At 70.4% G+C, this 17991-nt stretch carries 13 protein-coding genes; 6 read left to right on the top strand and 7 right to left on the bottom strand.

The annotated features are described in order from the left end of the window. The first annotated feature begins 32 nt into the window (after positions 1-32). The 3 genes from cysM (at position 33) to AVME950_RS05050 (ending at position 1850) form a co-directional block, all read left to right on the top strand. Entirely contained in the window at positions 33-938 is a 906-nt protein-coding gene (gene cysM / locus AVME950_RS05060; RefSeq protein WP_284428975.1) for a cysteine synthase CysM, read from the top strand. Between the two features lie 108 nt (positions 939-1046). Next, entirely contained in the window at positions 1047-1592 is a 546-nt protein-coding gene (locus AVME950_RS05055; RefSeq protein WP_284405904.1) for an NUDIX hydrolase, read from the top strand. Positions 1593-1622: 30 nt separating this feature from the next. Continuing rightward, a complete protein-coding gene (locus AVME950_RS05050; RefSeq protein WP_272548545.1) occupies positions 1623-1850 on the top strand; it encodes a sulfurtransferase TusA family protein in 228 nt (75 codons plus the stop codon). 129 nt (positions 1851-1979) lie between these two features. Here the strand turns inward: AVME950_RS05050 and galU are convergent, their stop codons facing one another. After that, positions 1980-2870, bottom strand: a complete 891-nt coding sequence (gene galU / locus AVME950_RS05045; RefSeq protein ID WP_284425092.1) for a UTP--glucose-1-phosphate uridylyltransferase GalU — start codon at positions 2868-2870, stop codon at positions 1980-1982. A gap of 68 nt (positions 2871-2938) precedes the next feature. Next, positions 2939-5833, bottom strand: a complete 2895-nt coding sequence (locus tag AVME950_RS05040) for a valine--tRNA ligase (RefSeq protein ID WP_284428974.1) — start codon at positions 5831-5833, stop codon at positions 2939-2941. Between the two features lie 293 nt (positions 5834-6126). On the opposite strand from AVME950_RS05040, the gene AVME950_RS05035 reads away from it, so the two are divergent. Then, a complete protein-coding gene (locus tag AVME950_RS05035; protein WP_284428973.1) occupies positions 6127-7977 on the top strand; it encodes a M48 family metallopeptidase in 1851 nt (616 codons plus the stop codon). A gap of 57 nt (positions 7978-8034) precedes the next feature. Here AVME950_RS05035 and AVME950_RS05030 read toward each other — a convergent pair whose 3' ends face one another. Beyond that, entirely contained in the window at positions 8035-8661 is a 627-nt protein-coding gene (locus AVME950_RS05030; protein WP_284428972.1) for a VOC family protein, read from the bottom strand. A gap of 223 nt (positions 8662-8884) precedes the next feature. Here AVME950_RS05030 and AVME950_RS05025 point away from each other — a divergent pair, with 223 nt between their 5' ends. Beyond that, complete coding sequence (locus AVME950_RS05025) at positions 8885-10639, top strand: ABC-F family ATP-binding cassette domain-containing protein (protein ID WP_284428971.1); 1755 nt, start codon at positions 8885-8887, stop codon at positions 10637-10639. 95 nt (positions 10640-10734) lie between these two features. Here AVME950_RS05025 and AVME950_RS05020 read toward each other — a convergent pair whose 3' ends face one another. Genes AVME950_RS05020 through hemC form a run of 4 tightly spaced genes read right to left on the bottom strand, consistent with a single transcriptional unit; the run spans position 10735 to position 14953 of the window. Further along, a complete protein-coding gene (locus tag AVME950_RS05020; RefSeq protein WP_272564402.1) occupies positions 10735-12012 on the bottom strand; it encodes a heme biosynthesis protein HemY in 1278 nt (425 codons plus the stop codon). Between the two features lie 22 nt (positions 12013-12034). After that, positions 12035-13141 carry a uroporphyrinogen-III C-methyltransferase gene (locus tag AVME950_RS05015; RefSeq protein ID WP_284428970.1) on the bottom strand — a complete coding sequence of 369 codons (1107 nt, stop codon included), beginning with the start codon at positions 13139-13141 and terminating at the stop codon, positions 12035-12037. Beyond that, complete coding sequence (locus AVME950_RS05010; protein ID WP_284408494.1) at positions 13138-13983, bottom strand: uroporphyrinogen-III synthase; 846 nt, start codon at positions 13981-13983, stop codon at positions 13138-13140. Before AVME950_RS05010 ends, AVME950_RS05015 begins: the two co-directional genes overlap by 4 nt. 31 nt (positions 13984-14014) lie before the next feature. Beyond that, positions 14015-14953 (bottom strand): hydroxymethylbilane synthase, encoded by a 939-nt coding sequence (gene hemC, locus AVME950_RS05005; protein ID WP_284429575.1) that lies wholly within the window; start codon positions 14951-14953, stop codon positions 14015-14017. A gap of 154 nt (positions 14954-15107) precedes the next feature. Between hemC and ppc the strand changes: the two genes are divergently transcribed. Beyond that, positions 15108-17975, top strand: a complete 2868-nt coding sequence (ppc, locus tag AVME950_RS05000) for a phosphoenolpyruvate carboxylase (protein ID WP_284428969.1) — start codon at positions 15108-15110, stop codon at positions 17973-17975. The last annotated feature ends 16 nt before the right edge of the window (positions 17976-17991 follow it).

Here is a 17991-nt window from a genome sequence, read left to right as displayed (position 1 = left end):
CGAAGCCGCGAATTATGGCACAGTAGCGCGCTATGAAGACCTATCCCACCATCGAAGACGCGATTGGACACACCCCCTTGGTCGCGCTGCAGCGCATCGGCGCGCAAGAGAACGCAGAGCGCGGCACCGTGGTGCTGGGCAAGCTGGAGGGCAACAATCCGGCCGGGTCGGTCAAGGACCGGCCTGCGCTGTCGATGATCCGCCGGGCGCAGGAGCGCGGAGACATCCAGCCGGGCGACACGCTGATCGAAGCCACCTCGGGCAACACCGGCATCGCGCTGGCCATGGCCGCGGCCATCAAGGGCTACCGCATGGTGCTGGTGATGCCGGAGGATCTGTCGGTGGAGCGCGCGCAGACCATGAAGGCGTTCGGTGCGGAACTGATCCTCACCCCCAAGAGCGGCGGCATGGAATACGCCCGCGATCTGGCCGAGACCATGGTCAAGCAGGGCAAGGGCGTGGTGCTCGACCAGTTCGCCAACCCCGACAACCCGCGCATCCATTACGAGACCACAGGCCCGGAGCTGTGGGAGCAGACCGAAGGGCGCATCACCCACTTCGTGAGCGCCATGGGCACCACGGGCACCATCACGGGCGTGTCGCGTTTCCTGAAGGAAAAGAATCCCGCCATCCAGATCATCGGCGCGCAGCCCAAGGATGGCTCGCGCATCCCCGGCATCCGCAAATGGCCGCAGGAATACCTGCCCAAGATCTACGACCCGAGCGCGGTGGACGAGACGATCAACGTGGGCCAGGACGACGCCGAGGACATGTGCCGGCGCATGGCGCGCGAAGAGGGCATCTTTGCCGGCATCTCGGCGGCGGGCGCCTGCTGGGCCGCACAGGAGATCGCGCGGCGCGAATCGAATGCGACCATCGTCTTCGTGGTCTGCGACCGGGGCGACCGCTACCTGTCCACGGGCGTGTTCCCGGCGTGAGCCGGCCGCTGGGATGCCCTGGATGGGGCGCCGCACCGGCTTTCAGGCTCAAAAAGGCCGCATGCCGGGGTATCCATTGCCTTATCTGCTATTGAAAATGTAGCGCCTATGTACGAAACCCGTTTCTGCACCCACTGCGCCACGCCCCTGGCGCGCATCACGGTGGCCGAGGATGGCGGCGATGTGGAGCGCCTGCGCTGTCCGGCCTGCGGCTGGACGCACTGGAACAACCCCACGCCCGTGCTGGCGGCGGTGGTGGTGCGCGACGGGCAGGTGCTGCTGGCGCGCAATGCGGCCTGGGCGGGCAAGCAGTACGCGCTGATCACGGGCTTCATGGAGGCGGGCGAGACACCCCAGGAGGGCATCACGCGCGAGATCAAGGAAGAGACGAACCTCGATGTGAGCGCGCTGGCGCTCATCGGCGTGTACGACTTCCAGCGCATGAACCAGGTCATCATCGCCTACCACGCGGTGGCGCACGGCGAGGTGCGGCTGTCGCCCGAACTGGTGGACTACCGCCTGCTGGCGCCGGAGGCCGTGAAGTGCTGGCCGGCCGGCACCGGCTACGCGCTGGCGGATTGGCTGCGAACCCAAGGCATCGAACCCGAATTCGTGGATCTGTTCCACAGCGGCGCAGCCCCTTCCGCTGCTTAGAATGGGGCTCATTCGCCCAGGAAGCATGTGATGGACATCCACAAGGAAATCGACACCCGCGGTCTCAATTGCCCGCTGCCCATTCTCAAGGCCAAGAAGGCCCTGGCCGACATGGTGAGCGGCCAGTTGCTCAAGGTGGTCTCCACCGACAACGGTTCGCTGCGCGACTTCCAGGCGTTCGCCAAGCAGACGGGCAACGAGCTGGTCGAGCAGCAGACCGTGGGCGACGAATTCATCCACCTGCTGCGCCGGCGCTGAGCGCCAGCAGGGCGGCCTTTCCGTCTCAGGCGCTGATACGGCCCGGCACCGCGGCGACGCAGCGGTGACCGGGCCAATTTGCGTTCGCAGTGCCCTCAGAGCAGGGCCGCACCGGGCCCCGCGCCTGTTTCAGATCTCCACGGTCTTGAGGTATTCGCGGAAGGCGGCACCCACCTGAGGGTGCTGCAGCGCCAGTTCCACCGTCGCTTCCAGAAAGCCTTCCTTGCTGCCGCAGTCGTAGCGCTTGCCTTCGTAGCGGAAGGCGTACACGGCCTCGCGCGCCATGAGGCGGGCGATGGCATCGGTCAGCTGAATCTCGCCGCCCACGCCCTGGGGCTGGTTGCGGATCTCGTCGAACACGCCGGGCGTGAGGATGTAGCGGCCGGCCACGCCCATGCGCGAGGGGGCGTCTTCCGGTGCGGGCTTTTCCACGATGCGGTCGATGCGGATCAGCGGGCCGCCGGCGGGCTCGCCGGCCACGATGCCGTAGCGGCGCACCTGGTCGGCGGGCACTTCCTGCACGGCCAGCAGCGAGCGGCCCTGCTTGCGGAACGCGGTGGCCATCTGCGCCAGCACGGGCTGGCCGCCGGGCAGGCCGACCATCAGGTCATCGGCCAGCAGCACGGCGAAGGGCTCGCGGCCGACCAGCGGCTCGGCGCACAGCACGGCGTGGCCCAGGCCCAGCGAGCGGGGCTGGCGCACGAAGGCGCAGTCCATGTCGCTGGGGGCGACCGAGCGCACCAGCTGCAGCAGGTCGTTCTTGCCGGCGGCTTCGAGTTCGTTTTCCAGCTCGTAGGCGGTGTCGTAATGGTCTTCGATGGCGCGCTTGCTGCGGCCGGTCACGAAGATCATGTGGCGGATGCCGGCGGAATAGGCTTCCTCGACCGCGTACTGGATCAGGGGCTTGTCCACCACGGGGAGCATTTCCTTGGGGGATGCCTTGGTGGCGGGCAGGAAGCGGGTGCCCAGGCCTGCCACGGGGAACACGGCTTTGCGGATCGCGGAAGTGTTGTCGGTCATCGATGGTCCTTCTTGGGGTCGGTCAGTCGGTGTCGTAAAGGGTGAACGTGGGGGCGAAGCCCGCGCTATCAAGCCAGCCGGGCCAGCTGGTCGCGCAGGCGGGCCAGCGTGGCGCCGAAATCGGCCACGCGCTTTTTCTCCTGGTCGATCACGGCGGGCGGTGCCTTGGCCACGAAGGCCTCGTTGGACAGCTTGGCCTGCGCCTTGGTGATCTCGCCGTCGATGCGGGCGATCTCCTTGGACAGGCGGGCCTTTTCGGCCGCCACGTCGATCTCCATGTGCAGGCACAGGCGGACGTCGCCCACCACGGCCACGGGCGCGGCCTGCGCGGCAGCGGCCCAGGCGGCATCGTCTTCGAACACCTGCACCTCGCTGAGCTTGGCCAGGGCCTGCAGCGCGGGAGCGGCCGAGCGCATGAAGGCCGCATCGCCCACCGCGTAGAGCGGCAGGCGCGTGGCGGGCGAGACGTTCATCTCGCCGCGCAGCGTGCGGCAGGCGTCCACGAAGGCCTTCAGGCGCGCCACGTGGGCGATGGCGGCTTCGTCGACCTTCTCCAGCTGCGCTTGGGGGTAGGCGGCAATGCTGACCGATTCACCCGCGCGGCCGGCCACGGGCGCGACCTTCTGCCACAGGGCTTCGGTGATGAACGGGATCAGCGGGTGCGCCAGGCGCAGGATGGTTTCCAGGGTGCGGATGAGCGTGCGGCGCGTGGCGCGCTGCTCGGCCGGCGTTCCGGTCTGGATCTGCACCTTGGCGATTTCCAGGTACCAGTCGCAGAACTCGTTCCAGACGAAGTCGTAGATCGTGTTGGCCACGTTGTCCAGGCGGAACTCGGCAAAGCCCTTGGCCACCTCGGCCTCGACCTGCTGCAGCAGCGAGACGATCCAGCGGTCGGGCTGGCTGAAGGCCAGATAGCCGCCGCCTTCGCAATCGGCCGGGGTGTGCTCCTGCAGGCCGCAGTCCTGGCCTTCGCAGTTCATCAGCACGAAGCGGCTGGCGTTCCAGAGCTTGTTGCAGAAGTTGCGGTAGCCCTCGCAGCGCTTGCTGTCGAAGTTGATGCTGCGGCCGAGGCTGGCGAGCGCCGCGAAGGTGAAGCGCAGCGCATCGGCGCCGTAGGCGGGAATGCCCTCGGGGAACTCCTTTTGCGTGTTCTTGCGCACCTGGGGCGCGGTCTCGGGGCGGCGCAGGCCGGTGGAGCGCTTTTCCAGCAGGGGGTCGAGCGCGATGCCGTCGATCAGGTCCACCGGGTCGAGCACGTTGCCCTCGGACTTGCTCATCTTCTTGCCCTGCGCATCGCGCACCAGGCCGTGGATGTACACGTGCTTGAACGGCACGCGGCCGGTGAAGTGCGTGGTCATCATGATCATCCGGGCGACCCAGAAGAAGATGATGTCGTAGCCCGTCACCAGCACGGAGGAGGGCAGGTAGAGGTCGTAGTCCTTGGTGGCGTTCTGATCGTCAAGGGCTTCGGGCCAGCCGAGCGAGGAGAAGGGCACGAGCGCGGCGGAATACCACGTGTCCAGCACGTCCTCGTCGCGCGTGAGCACCTTGCCCGCACCGGCCTGGGCCTGCGCCTCGGCCTCGTCGCGCGCCACGTACACGTTGCCCGCTTCGTCGTACCACGCCGGGATCTGGTGGCCCCACCACAGCTGGCGGCTGATGCACCAGTCCTGGATGTTGTTCATCCACTGGTTGTAGGTGTTGACCCAGTTCTCGGGCACGAACTGCACCTCGCCCGAGGCCACGGCGTCGATGGCCTTCTGCGCGATGCTCTTGCCGGTCGGGTCTTGTTCGCTCACTTTGCCCATGGCCACGAACCATTGGTCCGTCAGCATGGGTTCGACCACTTGGCCCGTGCGGGTGCAGATGGGCACCATCAGCTTGTGCTTCTTGGTCTCGACCAGGGCGCCCGCGGCCTCCAGGTCGGCCACGATGGCCTTGCGGGCCACGAAGCGGTCCAGGCCCTGGTACTTGGCTGGCGCGTTCTCGTTGATGGTGGCCTGCAGGGTCAGCACGATGATCATCGGCAGGTTGTGGCGCTGGCCGACCTGGTAGTCGTTGGGGTCGTGCGCGGGCGTGACCTTGACCACGCCGGTGCCGAATTCCTTGTCCACGTAGGCATCGGCAATGATGGGGATCTCGCGGCCCACCAGCGGCAGCGTCACCGTCTTGCCGATGAGCGCGGTGTAGCGCTCGTCCTCGGGGTGCACCATCAGCGCCACGTCGCCCAGCATGGTCTCGGGGCGGGTGGTGGCCACCGTGAGGCTGCCGCTGCCGTCGGTCAGCGGGTAGGCGATGTGCCAGAGCGAACCGTCCTTCTCTTCGTTCTCCACTTCGAGGTCGGACACGGCGGACTGCAGTTTCGGGTCCCAGTTCACCAGGCGCTTGCCGCGGTAGATCAGGCCCTGCTGGTACAGGCGCACGAAGGTGTCGGTGACCACCTTGGAGAGCTTGTCGTCCATGGTGAAGTATTCGCGGCTCCAGTCCACGCTGTCGCCCATGCGGCGCATCTGCGTGGTGATGGTGTTGCCGCTGTGTTCCTTCCACTCCCAGACCTTGGCGACGAAGTTCTTGCGCGCCTCGGGCGGTGTCGGGCCCATGTCGTGGCGGCTGATGCCCTGCTCCTGCAACTGGCGCTCCACCACGATCTGCGTGGCGATGCCCGCGTGGTCGGTGCCCGGAATCCACGCCGTGTTGAAGCCCTTCATGCGGTGGTAGCGCGTGAGGCTGTCCATGATGGTCTGGTTGAACGCATGGCCCATGTGCAGCGTGCCCGTCACGTTGGGCGGTGGCAGCTGGATGGAGAAGGCGGGCTCGCCCGCCTGGGCCTGGCGCGAGCCACGGTAGCCCGCATCGCCATAGCCCCGGCGTTCCCACTCGGGGCCCCAATGGGCCTCGATGGCAGCGGGCTCGAAGGATTTGGACAGGCTTTCAAGGCCGGGTTGGTTCAGGGGCGAGCTCATGGGGTCTGGTGGGTGCAAGAAGAGGCCAACGGGCAGGCGGCTGCCTGGGCTTCGGGTCAGGAAGGGACCGGGCATTTTAAGGCAGCGGCACCGGCGCTCCGCGGGCGCTGGGCCCGGCGGGCAGGCCGGATCTGCTATCGCTTTGTTACCTTTTGCCGAAGGCTGCAAGGGGATGTGAGCAAGATGGCTGCCGATAATCGTCGGCCTCGGAGCCATCGGGCGCACCCGCCAGGGGTGGCCGGCTCCGTGCCGTGCCGCCAAGGTCCCATTCCCATTCCAACAAATCCGCACCCATGGCCCTTCATCCCTCGCTGCGCGCCGGTCTCGGCAAAGCCTTTCTCTGGTCGGTGCTGTCGCTGTTCGCGGTGCCGCTGGTCACCCTGTTCTTCGCGAACCATGTGCAGCGCGACCTGGACGCCAGGTTCCTCGCCGCCATCGAATTGCGCATCGACGCCGCCACGGACCTGTCCCCGGCGGACCGACAGGAACAGAAGGACTACTACCGGGCGCATCCACCCTCCACGATCTGCACCGACCGCACGCCCGATGCCCAGGAATACCGCGAGGCCATGTGCCCGCCGTATTCCAACAACTGGCAGTTCTTCGTGGCGCGCTCCGTGGCGCTGTGGACGTTGGTGGCCGGCGCGCTGGTGCTGGTGGCCGCGCTGGCGCTCGGGGCGCTGGCCTTCGTCAACCGCCGGCTGCAGCACGCGAGCTTCGTGGCCGGCTGGCGCCTGATGACCGCCGCGAGCGCGCTGGAGGTGGTGGTGCAGGGCGCGATGGTGGCCTGGCTGTCTTTCTGGGTGACGGCGTATTTCTGGCACCGCTATTCGCCCAAGCTCATCATGGCGGTGGCGATCGGCGTGGCGGTGGCCGTGGTGCTGGCGGTGGTGGGCATCTTCAAGCGGGTGAACCGCCACAGCGAGGTTGAGGGCGAGCTGGTGCAGGAGGCCGACGCGCCGCTGCTGTGGCAGCGCATCCGCCACATGGCCACGCGGCTGCAGACCGCGCCGCCGCAGCACATCGTGGCCGGCATCGACGCCAATTTCTTCGTGACCGAAGCGCCCATCCACGTGGCGGGGCAGGTGCTCACCGGGCGCACGCTGTTCGTCAGCATTCCGCTGCTGCGCCTGCTCGACCAATCCGAGGCCGACGCGGTGTTCGCCCACGAGCTGGCCCACCTGGGCGGGGGCGACACCGAAAGCAGCGCGCGCCTGGGGCCGAAACTGGTGCAGTACGACCAGTACCACCATGCCATGCGCACCTCCGGCCTGACGGCGGTGGTGTCCCCGCTGCTGAGCCTGTACCGCCTGATCTTCGAGTGGGCCCTGGCACGCGACAGCCGGGCGCGCGAGTTCCAGGCCGACCGCATCGCCGCGCAGTTGGTGTCGCCCCAGGCCATCGGGCAGTCGCTGGTCAAGATCGCGGCCTATGCCAGGTACCGCCACAAGATCGAGAGCGACCTGTTCGACAAGGAAGAGCAGCTGGCGGGCGATCTGGGCATCGCGCACTTCATCTCGAGCGGGCTGCCGCCCTATGCGCAGTCGGCGGAGTTCCGCACCGCGATGCAAACGGCCAACGTGCCCCATCCGTTCGACACCCACCCGCTGATGCCCGAACGCATCCGCAACGTGGGCTGGGTGCTGCCCGAATCGGACTACGGCGCCATCGTGGTGCGGCCGCCCGAGCGCACCTGGGCGCAGGACATCCTCACGGCAGACGCCATCGAACAGCGCCTGTGGAGCGACTACGAGCAGGCCTTCGCACAGGGCCACGAGCGCAGCCTGGCCTACCGCTACGAGCCGGCCAATGCCGAGGAACTGGCGGTGGTGCTCAAGTACTTTCCGGCGCGCCAGTTCGCGCTGAAGGGCGGCCACACGGTGCAGGTGAGCCACGAAGGCATCACCACATCCGCCGATGGCACCACGGTGCCCTGGGACGCGGTGAAGGCCATGGCCTTCAAGGACAGCATCCTGGGCGATTCGCTCACCATCACGCACCCGGAAAAAAGCCTGCTGCGCGCCAAGAGCACGAAGCTCAAGCTGCCGGGCCTCAAGAAGGACAAGCAGCGCTTCAAGGCGACGCTGGAGCACTACTGGGAGCGCCACCAGGTCATGCGCGGGCGCGAAACGCTGGACGATTGAGCGGCCGGCCCCGGCCCCAGGCCGATGCCCAGGCCGAGGCGCAGCGATGCGGGCCGGTCAGGCCTTGGCGTACTCCGGCCGGTCGTTCTGTGCGGGCTTGAGCGGCGCGGCGCTCTTGCCCTCGGCACGCTCCTTGCGCCACTGCTCCTTGCGCGCGGTCCACTCGTTCAGGCGCTGGTGGGCCACCGTGCTGTCTTTTTCCATCTGCTGCGCATCGGCCAATTGCGCCGACAGCTCCAGGCGAATGCCGTTGGGATCGAAGAAGTAGATGCTCTTGAAGATGTGGTGATCGGTCACGCCGAGCACTTCCACGCCATGCGCCTCCAGGCGGGCCTTGGTGTTCTCCAGCTCCTGCACCGTGTCCACGCGGAACGCGATGTGGTTGACCCACAGTGGGGTGTTGGGCGAAGGCTCGGCCTTCACGTCGTCGCCCAGGTCGAAGAAGGCGATGAACGAACCGTCCTTCAGCCGGAAGAAGAAGTGCGTGTAGGGGCAGTACTCGCCCGTGCTGGGCACGTAGTCGCTCTGGATGATGTGGTAGAGCGGCAGGCCCAGGATGTCTTCGTAGAACTGCCGCGTTTCCTCGGCGTCGCGCGCCTTGTAGGCGTAGTGGTGCAGCTGCTGCACGGCGGCGGGCGGGGGCAGGGTGGACAGGTCGGGTTTCGGTCTTGGCACGGCGTTCATGGCGGTCTCCGTCGGGTGGATCTGAAAATTGTACTATCCGTAATCCATTTCACCTAAGTGAATTTGCGTTGCCGGTCCTGCGGCCGTATAGTCCGGCCCTTCGATCGCTCCGATCGCCGCCACCGAGGTTCTTCACCCATGCGCCTGTAAGCCCCCTCCGTCCGTTCCGCTTTCCCCCCAACGATCCGGGGAGGCGGCCGATTCGATGGCTTGGAGCTTGACCATGGCGACATTCAACGCGGACGCCCGTCCGCACCGCGGTGCAGCGCGCACCGCATCCGTTTCCCTTTCCTCTTCTTCCACGTCTTCTCCCCTGGCGGCTTGCGCGCCGGCGCGGGAGGGCGCGCTGCTGCGCCTGGCCCGGGTGCAATGGCGGCGGCCCGATGGCGAGGCGCTCTGGGCCGAGCCGCCCACACTCCACCTCGCCCCCGGCATCACCGGCCTGGTGGGCGACAACGGCGTGGGCAAGAGCGTGCTGCTCGCCATGGCGGCCGGCACGCTGGCGCCGGCCTCGGGCACGGTGGAGCGGCCGGGCCGCCTGCATGCGGTGGACCAGCACCGCGCGGGCGCCACCGTGGCGGCGCTGGCGGGCATCGACACCGTGCTGGGGGCGCTGGCCCGGCTGGAGGCCGGGCAGGGCGATGAAGCCGACCTGCTGCTCGCGGACGGGCAGTGGGACTGCGCGGCCCGCTGGCGGCGCGCGCTCGACGGCGTGGGGCTGGGCCACCTGTCCCCGGATCGCGAAGCGGCCTGCCTGAGCGGTGGCGAGCGGGCCCGCGTGGCGCTGGCGGGCGCTTTTCTTTCGGGTGCCGACGTGCTGCTGCTGGACGAGCCCACCAACCACCTCGATGCGCCCGCCCGGCGCTGGCTGCTGTCGGCCCTGGCGGACTGGCGGGGCGCGGTGCTGGTGGCCACGCACGACCGCGCGCTGCTGGAGGCGGTGGACCGCATCGCCGAGCTCACCCCGCAAGGCCTGCGCCACTACGGCGGTGCGTGGGATATCTATGCGGCGCAGCGCGATGCCGAGGCCCAGGCGGCCCAGGCCGCGCTGCACCATGCGCGCGCCGAACGCGATGCCGCGCAACGCGATTTGCGGCGGCAGCACGACGCGCAGATGCGGCGCGCCGCCCGGGGCCGCGCGGCAGGGCAAGACGCGAACCAGTCGCCCCTGCTGCTGGGCCTTCAAAAAAACCGTGCAGAGGCCTTCGCGGGCCGGGAGCATGTGCGCCGCGAAGAGGCGGGCGAGCGGCTGGATGCCGCCGTGCGCGAGGCCGCCGGCCGGGTGGCGCCCGCTGGGGCCCTGGCAATGCCGTTGCCGGACAGCGCCATTCCGCTGGCCAAGCCGGTGCTGCGGCTGGAGCGCGCCGTGCCACCCCTGCCGTGGTCGCCACGGCGCAGTAGCCCGCCCCCAGCGCTCGACGGGGTGTGGAGCGGGCCGGTGCGCATCGCCGTCACCGGCCCGAACGGCTGCGGCAAGACCACGCTGCTGCGCATGGTGGCGGGGCAGCTGCCGCCCGCCTCGGGCCGGGTGCAGTGCATGGTGCGCACGGCCTGGCTCGACCAGCACAGCGCGGCGCTGCTGCCGCCGGGGCTGAGCGTGCTGGAGCGGCTGGCGCAGACCGGCTCGCCTTTGCCGCCCTCCGCGCTGCGCACCCGGCTCGCGCAGCTGGGGCTGGACGCCGCCTGCGTGCAGCGGCCGGCGGGCACCTTGAGCGGCGGGGAGCGCATCAAGGCCGCGCTGGCCTGCGCGCTGTGGAGCGGCGATCCGGCGCAGATGCTGCTGCTGGACGAGCCCACGAACCACCTCGATGCGCGGGCCGTGGCGGCGCTGCAGTCCGCGCTGGCGTCGTTCACCGGCGCGCTGCTGGTGGTGTCGCACGACCGGCACTTTCTGCAGGCGATTGCGCCGCAGGTGGTGTGGGCGTGGGAGGAGGGCGGCTGGAATCTGGATGCGGCGCCGGCGGTCGCGCTGGCGTAACGCGGCCCACGGCCAAGAGCGGAGCGCGGCCTTCAGCGGCCGCAGAGAGGGCGCTGGGCGCAGGCCCCGGCACGGCGCCTGGGCCGGGCCTTGTGTCAGGACGCCAGGACCGCGTTCTTCCAGGCCGCGGCCGCCGCCGTGGCGTCGCCGCGCTGCTCGGCCAGTTCGGCCAGGTGGCGCCACGCGCTGCAGCGCAGGCTGGCATCGCCCAATTGCCCCGTGGACTGGGTGAACAGTTGCTGCGCCTTGCCCCACAGCTGGCGCCGCAGGCAGGCCATGGCGGCCAGGTACTGCAGGCGCGCATCGCGGGGGTTGGCCTGCTGGGCCGATTCGATGCGGGCGAGCCAGGCGGCGTCGAGCGCGTCCAGGTTGTTTTCCAGGGCGCGCACCAGCTTGAGCGCCTGGTGGTCGGGAATGGCGTGCGGCAGTTCCACCATGCGTTCCCACACGGGCAGCAGCCACTGGCGCACCTGGCCGGCGTCGCCGCCCAGGGTGCTCAGGCGCTGCGCCGCATGGATGGCCAGTTCGGGCATGGCGCGTTCAGCGGGCTCCAGCGACATCCAGACCTGTTGCAGCTGGGCCGGGTCATGCGCGCCGTTCAGCAGCTCCATGGCCAAGCCGCGCACGATGCTCTGCGCCGCGGCGGGCGAAAACGCCCGGTGCTTGCCCAGCAGCCGCGCGGTCTCCAGGGCTTCCTGCGTTTGATGGGCCAGGCGCGTGGCCTTCAGGCGCGCGCGCAGCGCCAGCGTGCGCCGGGCCGCGCCCTGGGGCAGGGCGGCCAGGCGTTCGAGCGCGGCGTTGGCATCGCGCTCGTCCAGCGACCAGCGGGCCGCGCGCAGGTGCGCGCCTTCGCGCAGCTCCAGTTCGGTGACCGGCGCGCGGTCGGGAATGTTGTTGAGCGCGTTCTGCAAATGCGCCTCGCGCGTGGCGCGGTCCTGCAGGGCGTGCGAGCTTTCGGCGGCCACCAGATGGGCCAGCGTGCGTAGCTGGCGGCCATGCGGCACGGCCTCGCCCGAGGCCTCCAGCGCGCTTTCCTGCGCGAGGGCGGCGGTCGCGGCCTTGCGCGAGCGGATGAAGCGCCCGGCCAGCAGCTGCGACAGCGCATCGAGCAGCGCCGCGTGCATGGAGCGCTCCTTTTGCTGGGCGCGCCAGCGCCGCGCCTGGCGGGGCAGCTCCAGCAGCGCGGCCAGGGCGCGCAGCGCCGCATACAGCGTGGCGAAGCCACCGACCAGCAGCAGCAGGACGAGGTTGAGCGACAGATCGACGCGGTAGGGCGGCCAGAACAGGGTCACCGTGCCCTGGTTGTTGCCCGCGAACAGCGCGGCCGCGACGGCCACGCCAAAAAGTGCCAGAAACCAGAGTGCGGCGCGCATGGGTGGGCGGTCTTCCGGCGGCTCAGCGGCCCGCCGCGGCCGTGGCCAGGGCGGACAGGGTTTCGTCCAGCGGCGGCAGCTCGGCCGTGCGGATGTGCGACTGGGCCTGCTGCAGCACCGTGGCGGCCATCTGCGTGCGGCGCGACGCGGGGTCGAAGTAGCGGTTGAGCGCGGCGCTGGCGGCGGCCAGGTCGGCGCGGGCCGAGTCGAGCTGGCGGGCCAGCACGCCCAGGCGGGCGTTCATGAGCTTGAGCTTCAGGTTCTCGCGCAGGAAGAATGCCTGGTCGGGCGACACCAAAATGGCCTCGGGCCGGTCGATGCGGCTCACGCGCAGCAGGCCGCGGGCCTCGTCGCGCACGACCTCCCACGCGCGCTGCAGCGCGGACTGCCACCAGGGGCTGGGTGCGGCGGGCGACGCGGCGGCGTCGCCCGCGGACACCTGGGCATTCATGCGGCGCGTGGCCGCGGCCTGGGCGACGGCGTTCTGCAGGGGCAGCTCGTCCACTTGCCGCACCAGATCGTCGAGCCGCGCGAGCAGGCCGGCGGTGTCGGTCACCTGGGCGGCGCCGATGCGCTCCAGGTCGCGGCCGATGGCGCGCGACAGGGGCGCGAGGCGAGGCTGGGCGGCGCGTTCGATGCGCTGGTTGGCGCTCTTGAGGGCGGCCACCAGCGGCTCCAGGCTGCCGGTCAACTGGGCCTGTTGCTGGGCCAGGCGGATGCCGGATTCGATGTCCACCACCAGGTTCTCGTCGCGCGAGCGCGACAGGCTCTGCATCAATTCTTCGAGCTGGGCGCGCTGCAGGGCCACTTCGCTCACGCGGGTTTCGTTCACGGTGAGCCGTGCGGCGGTTTCGCGCGAAACGTCCAGTGCCTGGTGGGCGAGGGTGCGGGCTTCGATGGCCTGGGTGCCGGAGTCGGCGGTCTGTCGCGCCAGCTGCTCCTGGATGGTGTTCAGGCGCTGCCACAGCAACACGCTGCCCAGCAGGCCGGCCGCGGCCACGAACCCCAGGGCCCAGAGCGCGTAGCGGTTGCCGCTGGCGCCTTTCGCGGGCGCTGCGGGCACGGCCGCACCGGAGGGCGGGGCGGCCAGCGGTGGGGCGGCGGGGGCGGAAGCGGGCTCAAAACTCATGGGTGCGATTCTATCGAGGCGACCACGTCGTCCAGGGCGGGCCGGCACTGGCGCACGGCCCCGAAGCCCAGGGCGTCGGCGGCCTGCGCGATGCGGGGGTGGGTGACCAGCGCACGGGCCTCGCGCCAGTCCTGGCCGGGCAGCGCGGCGGCGAGATGGGCGATGGCCTCGGAGCTGCTGAACAGCCAGAGCGAGCCGTCCGTGGCGGCCTGCGTGGCCAGGGCCTGCTGCGCGGGCGTGAGCTGCGGCGCGGCGCGCTCGTAGGCGGCGACGAACTCCACCTGCCCGCCGGCCGCGGCGATCTGCTGCGCCAGCCATTCGCGCCCGGTGCCGCCCTGGGCGGCGTCCGACGGGCCGTCGGCCTCGCCCTGCGCGCCGCGCACGATCAGGATGCGGTCGCCGGGCTGCACCTGCGGCTGCACGCGCTCCCACAGCGATTCGGAGTCGAACTGCCCGGCCGTGGCCGCGGGCTGGTCGATCCGCGCGGCGGGCATGCCGCTGTCCCGCAGCGCCTGGGCGGTGCCGGGGCCGGGGGACCATGCTCTTGTTTTTATAGCGGTATGCCCTAGTGGATCATGCGCTGGAGGCCGATTGGACTCGAAGAAATAGCGCACCGCATTGGCGCTCACGAACATCACCGCGCGGTAGTCGCCAAAGCCCTCGCGCGCCCGGCGCAGCGCGGCGACCGCGTCGGGGTGGCTGCAGCCGGCGATGGCGATCAGGGGCAGGGCCGTGGCCTCGATGCCGCGCGCGTGCAGGGCCACGACCCATTGCGCGGCATCGCGCTCGGGCCGCGTGACGATGGCGCGGCGGGCGGGGGGCGTGCGGGCGGCGAGGCTCAAGGGCGGCACCAGGGGCTGGCGGGCGTGAGGCTCAGCCCGCGGGCTGCGCGCCCTGCGCGCACAGCTGCGCCGCGGCGTCGCTGCCCAGCGCATCGGCCTGCGCCAGCGTCTGCACCGCACCGGAGACGGTGGCGCGCACCAGCGGCAGCACGCCGTGCGGGTCGCCCCAGGCGGCATCGAGCTGCAGCGTGCCGTCTGCCCGCCAGTGCGAGTGCGCGGCCAGCGGCATGGAGCAGCTGCCGCCCATGGCGCGGCTCACGGCGCGCTCGGCCGTCACGCCCAGCCAGCTGGGCAGGTGGGCCAGGGGCGCCAGCGCGGCGATCACGTCCTGCCGATGGCTGCGCACCTCCAGGCCCAGCGCGCCCTGGCCGGCGGCGGGCAGCATCTCGGCGGGCTCGAACGTGGCACGGATGCGGTCGTCCAGGCCCAGGCGCTTCAGGCCCGCGGCGGCGAGCACGATGGCGTCATACAGCCCCTCATCGAGCTTGCGCAGGCGGGTGTCGAGGTTGCCGCGCAGCGGCTCGATCTTCAGGTCGGGCCGCAGGGCCTGCAGCAGCACCTGGCGGCGCAGGCTGGAGGTGCCCACCACCGCGCCCTGGGGCAGGTCGGACAGGCGCGCGAAGCGGTTCGAGACGAAGGCATCGCGCGGGTCCTCGCGCTCCATCACGGCGGCCAGGTGAAAGCCGTCGGGCAGCTCCATCGGCACGTCTTTCAGCGAGTGCACGGCGATGTGCGCGCGGCCTTCCTCCAGCGCCACTTCCAGTTCCTTCACGAACAGGCCCTTGCCGCCCACCTTGCTGAGCGTGCGGTCCAGGATCTGGTCGCCCTTGGTGGTCATGCCGAGCAGCGTCACGGTGTGGCCGCGTGCCTGCAGCAGGGCGCGCACATGCTCGGCCTGCCACAGGGCCAGGCGGCTTTCGCGGGTGGCGATCACGAAGGGGAAATGGGTGGGGGTTTCGAAGGGGTTCATCGCGGTAGGAGGGCCGCCGGGCACGGGCGCAAGGCCGGGGGTGCGCGGGGCGGGTGCGCCGGGCGGCGCGGGCAGCGGGGATGCTAGCATGGGCCCGCAGCAGCCGCCGCCCTCTGTCCATGATGCGCCCGAGCGCGCAGGAGACCTTTTCCGCATGAACGCGACCCCCCGCAAGACCGACGCCGCGCCCGCACCGGCCGCCCCCCGCAGGACCGACAAGGACCTGCCGCTGATCCAGGACATCCGGCTGCTGGGCCGCATTCTGGGCGACGTGATCCGCGAGCAGGAAGGGGTCGCCGCCTACGACCTCGTGGAGCAGGTGCGCAAGCTGTCGGTGGCCTTTCGCCGCGATGCCGACCAGGAGGCCGACAAGGCGCTCAAGAAGCTGCTCAAGGGCCTGTCGGGCGACCAGACGGTCAGCGTGATCCGCGCGTTCACCTATTTCAGCCACCTGGCCAACCTGGCCGAGGACCGCCACCACATCCGCCGCCGCACCGTGCACGAGCGCGCGGGCAGCGCGCAGGAGGGCAGCATCGAGGTGGCGCTGGCGCGCATGCGCTGGGCGGGCATCGCGCCGCGCACCATCTCGCAGACGCTGGCCAGGAGCTACGTGGCGCCGGTGCTCACTGCCCACCCGACCGAGGTGCAGCGCAAGAGCATCCTGGATGCCGAGCGCGACATCGCCCAATTGCTGGCCGAGCGCGGCGACATCCAGGTGCGCGCGCAGCTGTACAACAGTGCCAAGGACGCGCTCACCCCGCGCGAGCTGGCGGCCAACGAGGCGCGGCTGCGCGCCCGCGTGGCCCAGCTGTGGCAGACGCGCCTGCTGCGCTACACCAAGCTCACCGTGGCCGACGAGATCGAGAACGCGCTGTCGTACTACGAATCGACCTTCCTGCGCGAGATCCCCAAGATCTATGCCGATCTGGAGCGCGAACTGGGCAACCAGCCCGTGGCGAGCTTCCTGCGCATGGGCCAGTGGATCGGCGGCGACCGCGACGGCAACCCCAACGTCAGCGCGGCCACGCTCTCGCTGGCGCTGGGCCGGCAGGCCGAGGTGGCGCTGCGCCACTACCTGACCGAGGTGCACTTTCTGGGCGGCGAGCTGTCGCTGTCGGCCCGGCTGGTGCAGGTCTCGCCCGACATGCAGGCCCTGGCCGAGCGCTCGCCCGACCACAGCGAGCACCGCCAGGACGAGCCGTACCGCCGCGCGCTCACCGGCATCTACGCCCGGCTGGCCGCCACGCTGCGCAACCTGACCGGCGGCGAGGCCGCGCGCCATGCCGTCGCGCCGCAGAACCCCTATCCCGATGCCGAGGCCTTCCTGGCCGACCTGCGCGTGATCGAGGCCTCGCTGCGCTCGCACCGCGGCGCGGCGCTGGCCGCCGAGCGCCTGCACCCGCTGGTGCGCGCGGTGGAGGTGTTCGGCTTTCACCTGGCCACCGTGGACCTGCGCCAAAGCTCCGACCAGCACGAGAAGGTGATCGCCGAGCTGCTGGCCACGGCGCGCGTGGAGCTCGATTACGCGGCCCTGCCCGAGGCCGACCGCCGCGCGCTGCTGCTGCGCCTGCTGGCCGATGCCCGGCCGCTGCGCGTGGTGGGCGCCACGTATTCCGAGCACACCACGGGCGAGATCGCCATCTTCGAGACGGCGCGGCAGATGCGCGAGCGCTTCGGCCCGCAGGCCATCCGCCACTACATCATCAGCCACACCGAAACCGTGAGCGACCTGCTCGAAGTGCTGCTGCTGCAAAAGGAAGTGGGGCTGATGCACGGCACGCTCGATGCCGTGCCGCCCGTGCCGGGCAGCGGCGCCCGCGCCGCCACCACCGACCTCATCGTGGTGCCGCTGTTCGAGACCATCGAAGACCTGCGCAACGCCGCGCCCATCATGCGCGAGCTGTACGCCGTGCCCGGCTTCGCCGCGATGGTGCAGGCCAGCGGCGCCGAGCAGGACATCATGCTGGGCTACAGCGACAGCAACAAGGACGGCGGCATCTTCACCAGCAGCTGGGAGCTGTACCGCGCCGAGATCGCACTGGTGGAGCTGTTCGACGAACTGGCGGCCAGCCACCGCATCCAGCTGCGCATGTTCCATGGCCGCGGCGGCACCGTGGGCCGCGGGGGCGGGCCGAGCTACCAGGCCATCCTGGCGCAGCCGCCCGGCACCGTGCGCGGGCAGATCCGCCTGACCGAGCAGGGCGAGGTCATCGCCTCCAAGTACGCCAATCCCGAGATCGGCCGGCGCAACCTGGAAACCCTGGTCGCCGCCACGCTGGAGGCCACGCTGCTGCAGCCCACCAAGCCGGCCACCAAGGACTTTCTGGAGGCGGCGGCGCAGCTGTCGGTGGCCAGCATGGGCGCCTACCGCGCGCTGGTGTACGACACCCCGGGCTTCACCGATTACTTCTTCAACTCCACGCCCATCCGCGAGATCGCCGAGCTGAACATCGGCTCTCGCCCGGCCTCGCGCAAGCCCAGCCAGCGCATCGAAGACCTGCGCGCCATTCCCTGGGGCTTCAGCTGGGGCCAGTGCCGGCTCACGCTGCCGGGCTGGTACGGCTTCGGCGCCGCGGTGGAAGCCTTTGTCAGGCAGCCCGGCCAGGACCCCAAGGCGCAGATGGCCCTGCTGCAGAAGATGTACCGCCAGTGGCCGTTCTTCGGCACGCTGCTGTCCAACATGGACATGGTGCTGGCCAAGAGCGACCTGGCCCTGGCCTCGCGCTACAGCGAACTGGTGGCCGACACGCGCCTGCGCAAGAAGGTCTTCGGCGCCATCGAGGCCGAGTGGCAGCGCACGGCCGATGCGCTCACCCGCATCACCGGCGACAAGCACCGCCTGACGCACAACACCGCCCTGGCCCGGTCGATCCGCCACCGCTTTCCGTACATCGACCCGCTGCACCACCTGCAGGTCGAACTGGTGCGCCGCTGGCGCGGCGGGCAGGGCGACGAGCGCGTGCAGACCGGCATCCACATCTCGATCAACGGCATCGCGGCGGGGCTGCGCAACACCGGCTGACGGCGGGGGATTGGGC

Source organism: Acidovorax sp. SUPP950 (assembly GCF_030158935.1).
Lineage (GTDB): Bacteria > Pseudomonadota > Gammaproteobacteria > Burkholderiales > Burkholderiaceae_C > Paracidovorax.
Note: the sequence above shows the minus strand (reverse complement) of the source record. Positions and strands in the feature narration are given on the sequence as shown.

What these genes read in the sequence shown, in the direction of transcription:
- galU (WP_284425092.1), bottom strand. Translation starts at nt 2,870, where the DNA reads ATGACCGACAACACTTCCGCGATCCGCAAAGCCGTGTTCCCCGTGGCA.
- AVME950_RS05015 (WP_284428970.1), bottom strand. Translation starts at nt 13,141, where the DNA reads ATGAGTTTTGAGCCCGCTTCCGCCCCCGCCGCCCCACCGCTGGCCGCC.
- cysM (WP_284428975.1), top strand. Translation starts at nt 33, where the DNA reads ATGAAGACCTATCCCACCATCGAAGACGCGATTGGACACACCCCCTTG.
- ppc (WP_284428969.1), top strand. Translation starts at nt 15,108, where the DNA reads ATGAACGCGACCCCCCGCAAGACCGACGCCGCGCCCGCACCGGCCGCC.
- AVME950_RS05025 (WP_284428971.1), top strand. Translation starts at nt 8,885, where the DNA reads ATGGCGACATTCAACGCGGACGCCCGTCCGCACCGCGGTGCAGCGCGC.
- hemC (WP_284429575.1), bottom strand. Translation starts at nt 14,953, where the DNA reads ATGAACCCCTTCGAAACCCCCACCCATTTCCCCTTCGTGATCGCCACC.
- AVME950_RS05030 (WP_284428972.1), bottom strand. Translation starts at nt 8,661, where the DNA reads ATGAACGCCGTGCCAAGACCGAAACCCGACCTGTCCACCCTGCCCCCG.
- AVME950_RS05020 (WP_272564402.1), bottom strand. Translation starts at nt 12,012, where the DNA reads ATGCGCGCCGCACTCTGGTTTCTGGCACTTTTTGGCGTGGCCGTCGCG.
- AVME950_RS05035 (WP_284428973.1), top strand. Translation starts at nt 6,127, where the DNA reads ATGGCCCTTCATCCCTCGCTGCGCGCCGGTCTCGGCAAAGCCTTTCTC.
- AVME950_RS05050 (WP_272548545.1), top strand. Translation starts at nt 1,623, where the DNA reads ATGGACATCCACAAGGAAATCGACACCCGCGGTCTCAATTGCCCGCTG.
- AVME950_RS05040 (WP_284428974.1), bottom strand. Translation starts at nt 5,833, where the DNA reads ATGAGCTCGCCCCTGAACCAACCCGGCCTTGAAAGCCTGTCCAAATCC.
- AVME950_RS05055 (WP_284405904.1), top strand. Translation starts at nt 1,047, where the DNA reads ATGTACGAAACCCGTTTCTGCACCCACTGCGCCACGCCCCTGGCGCGC.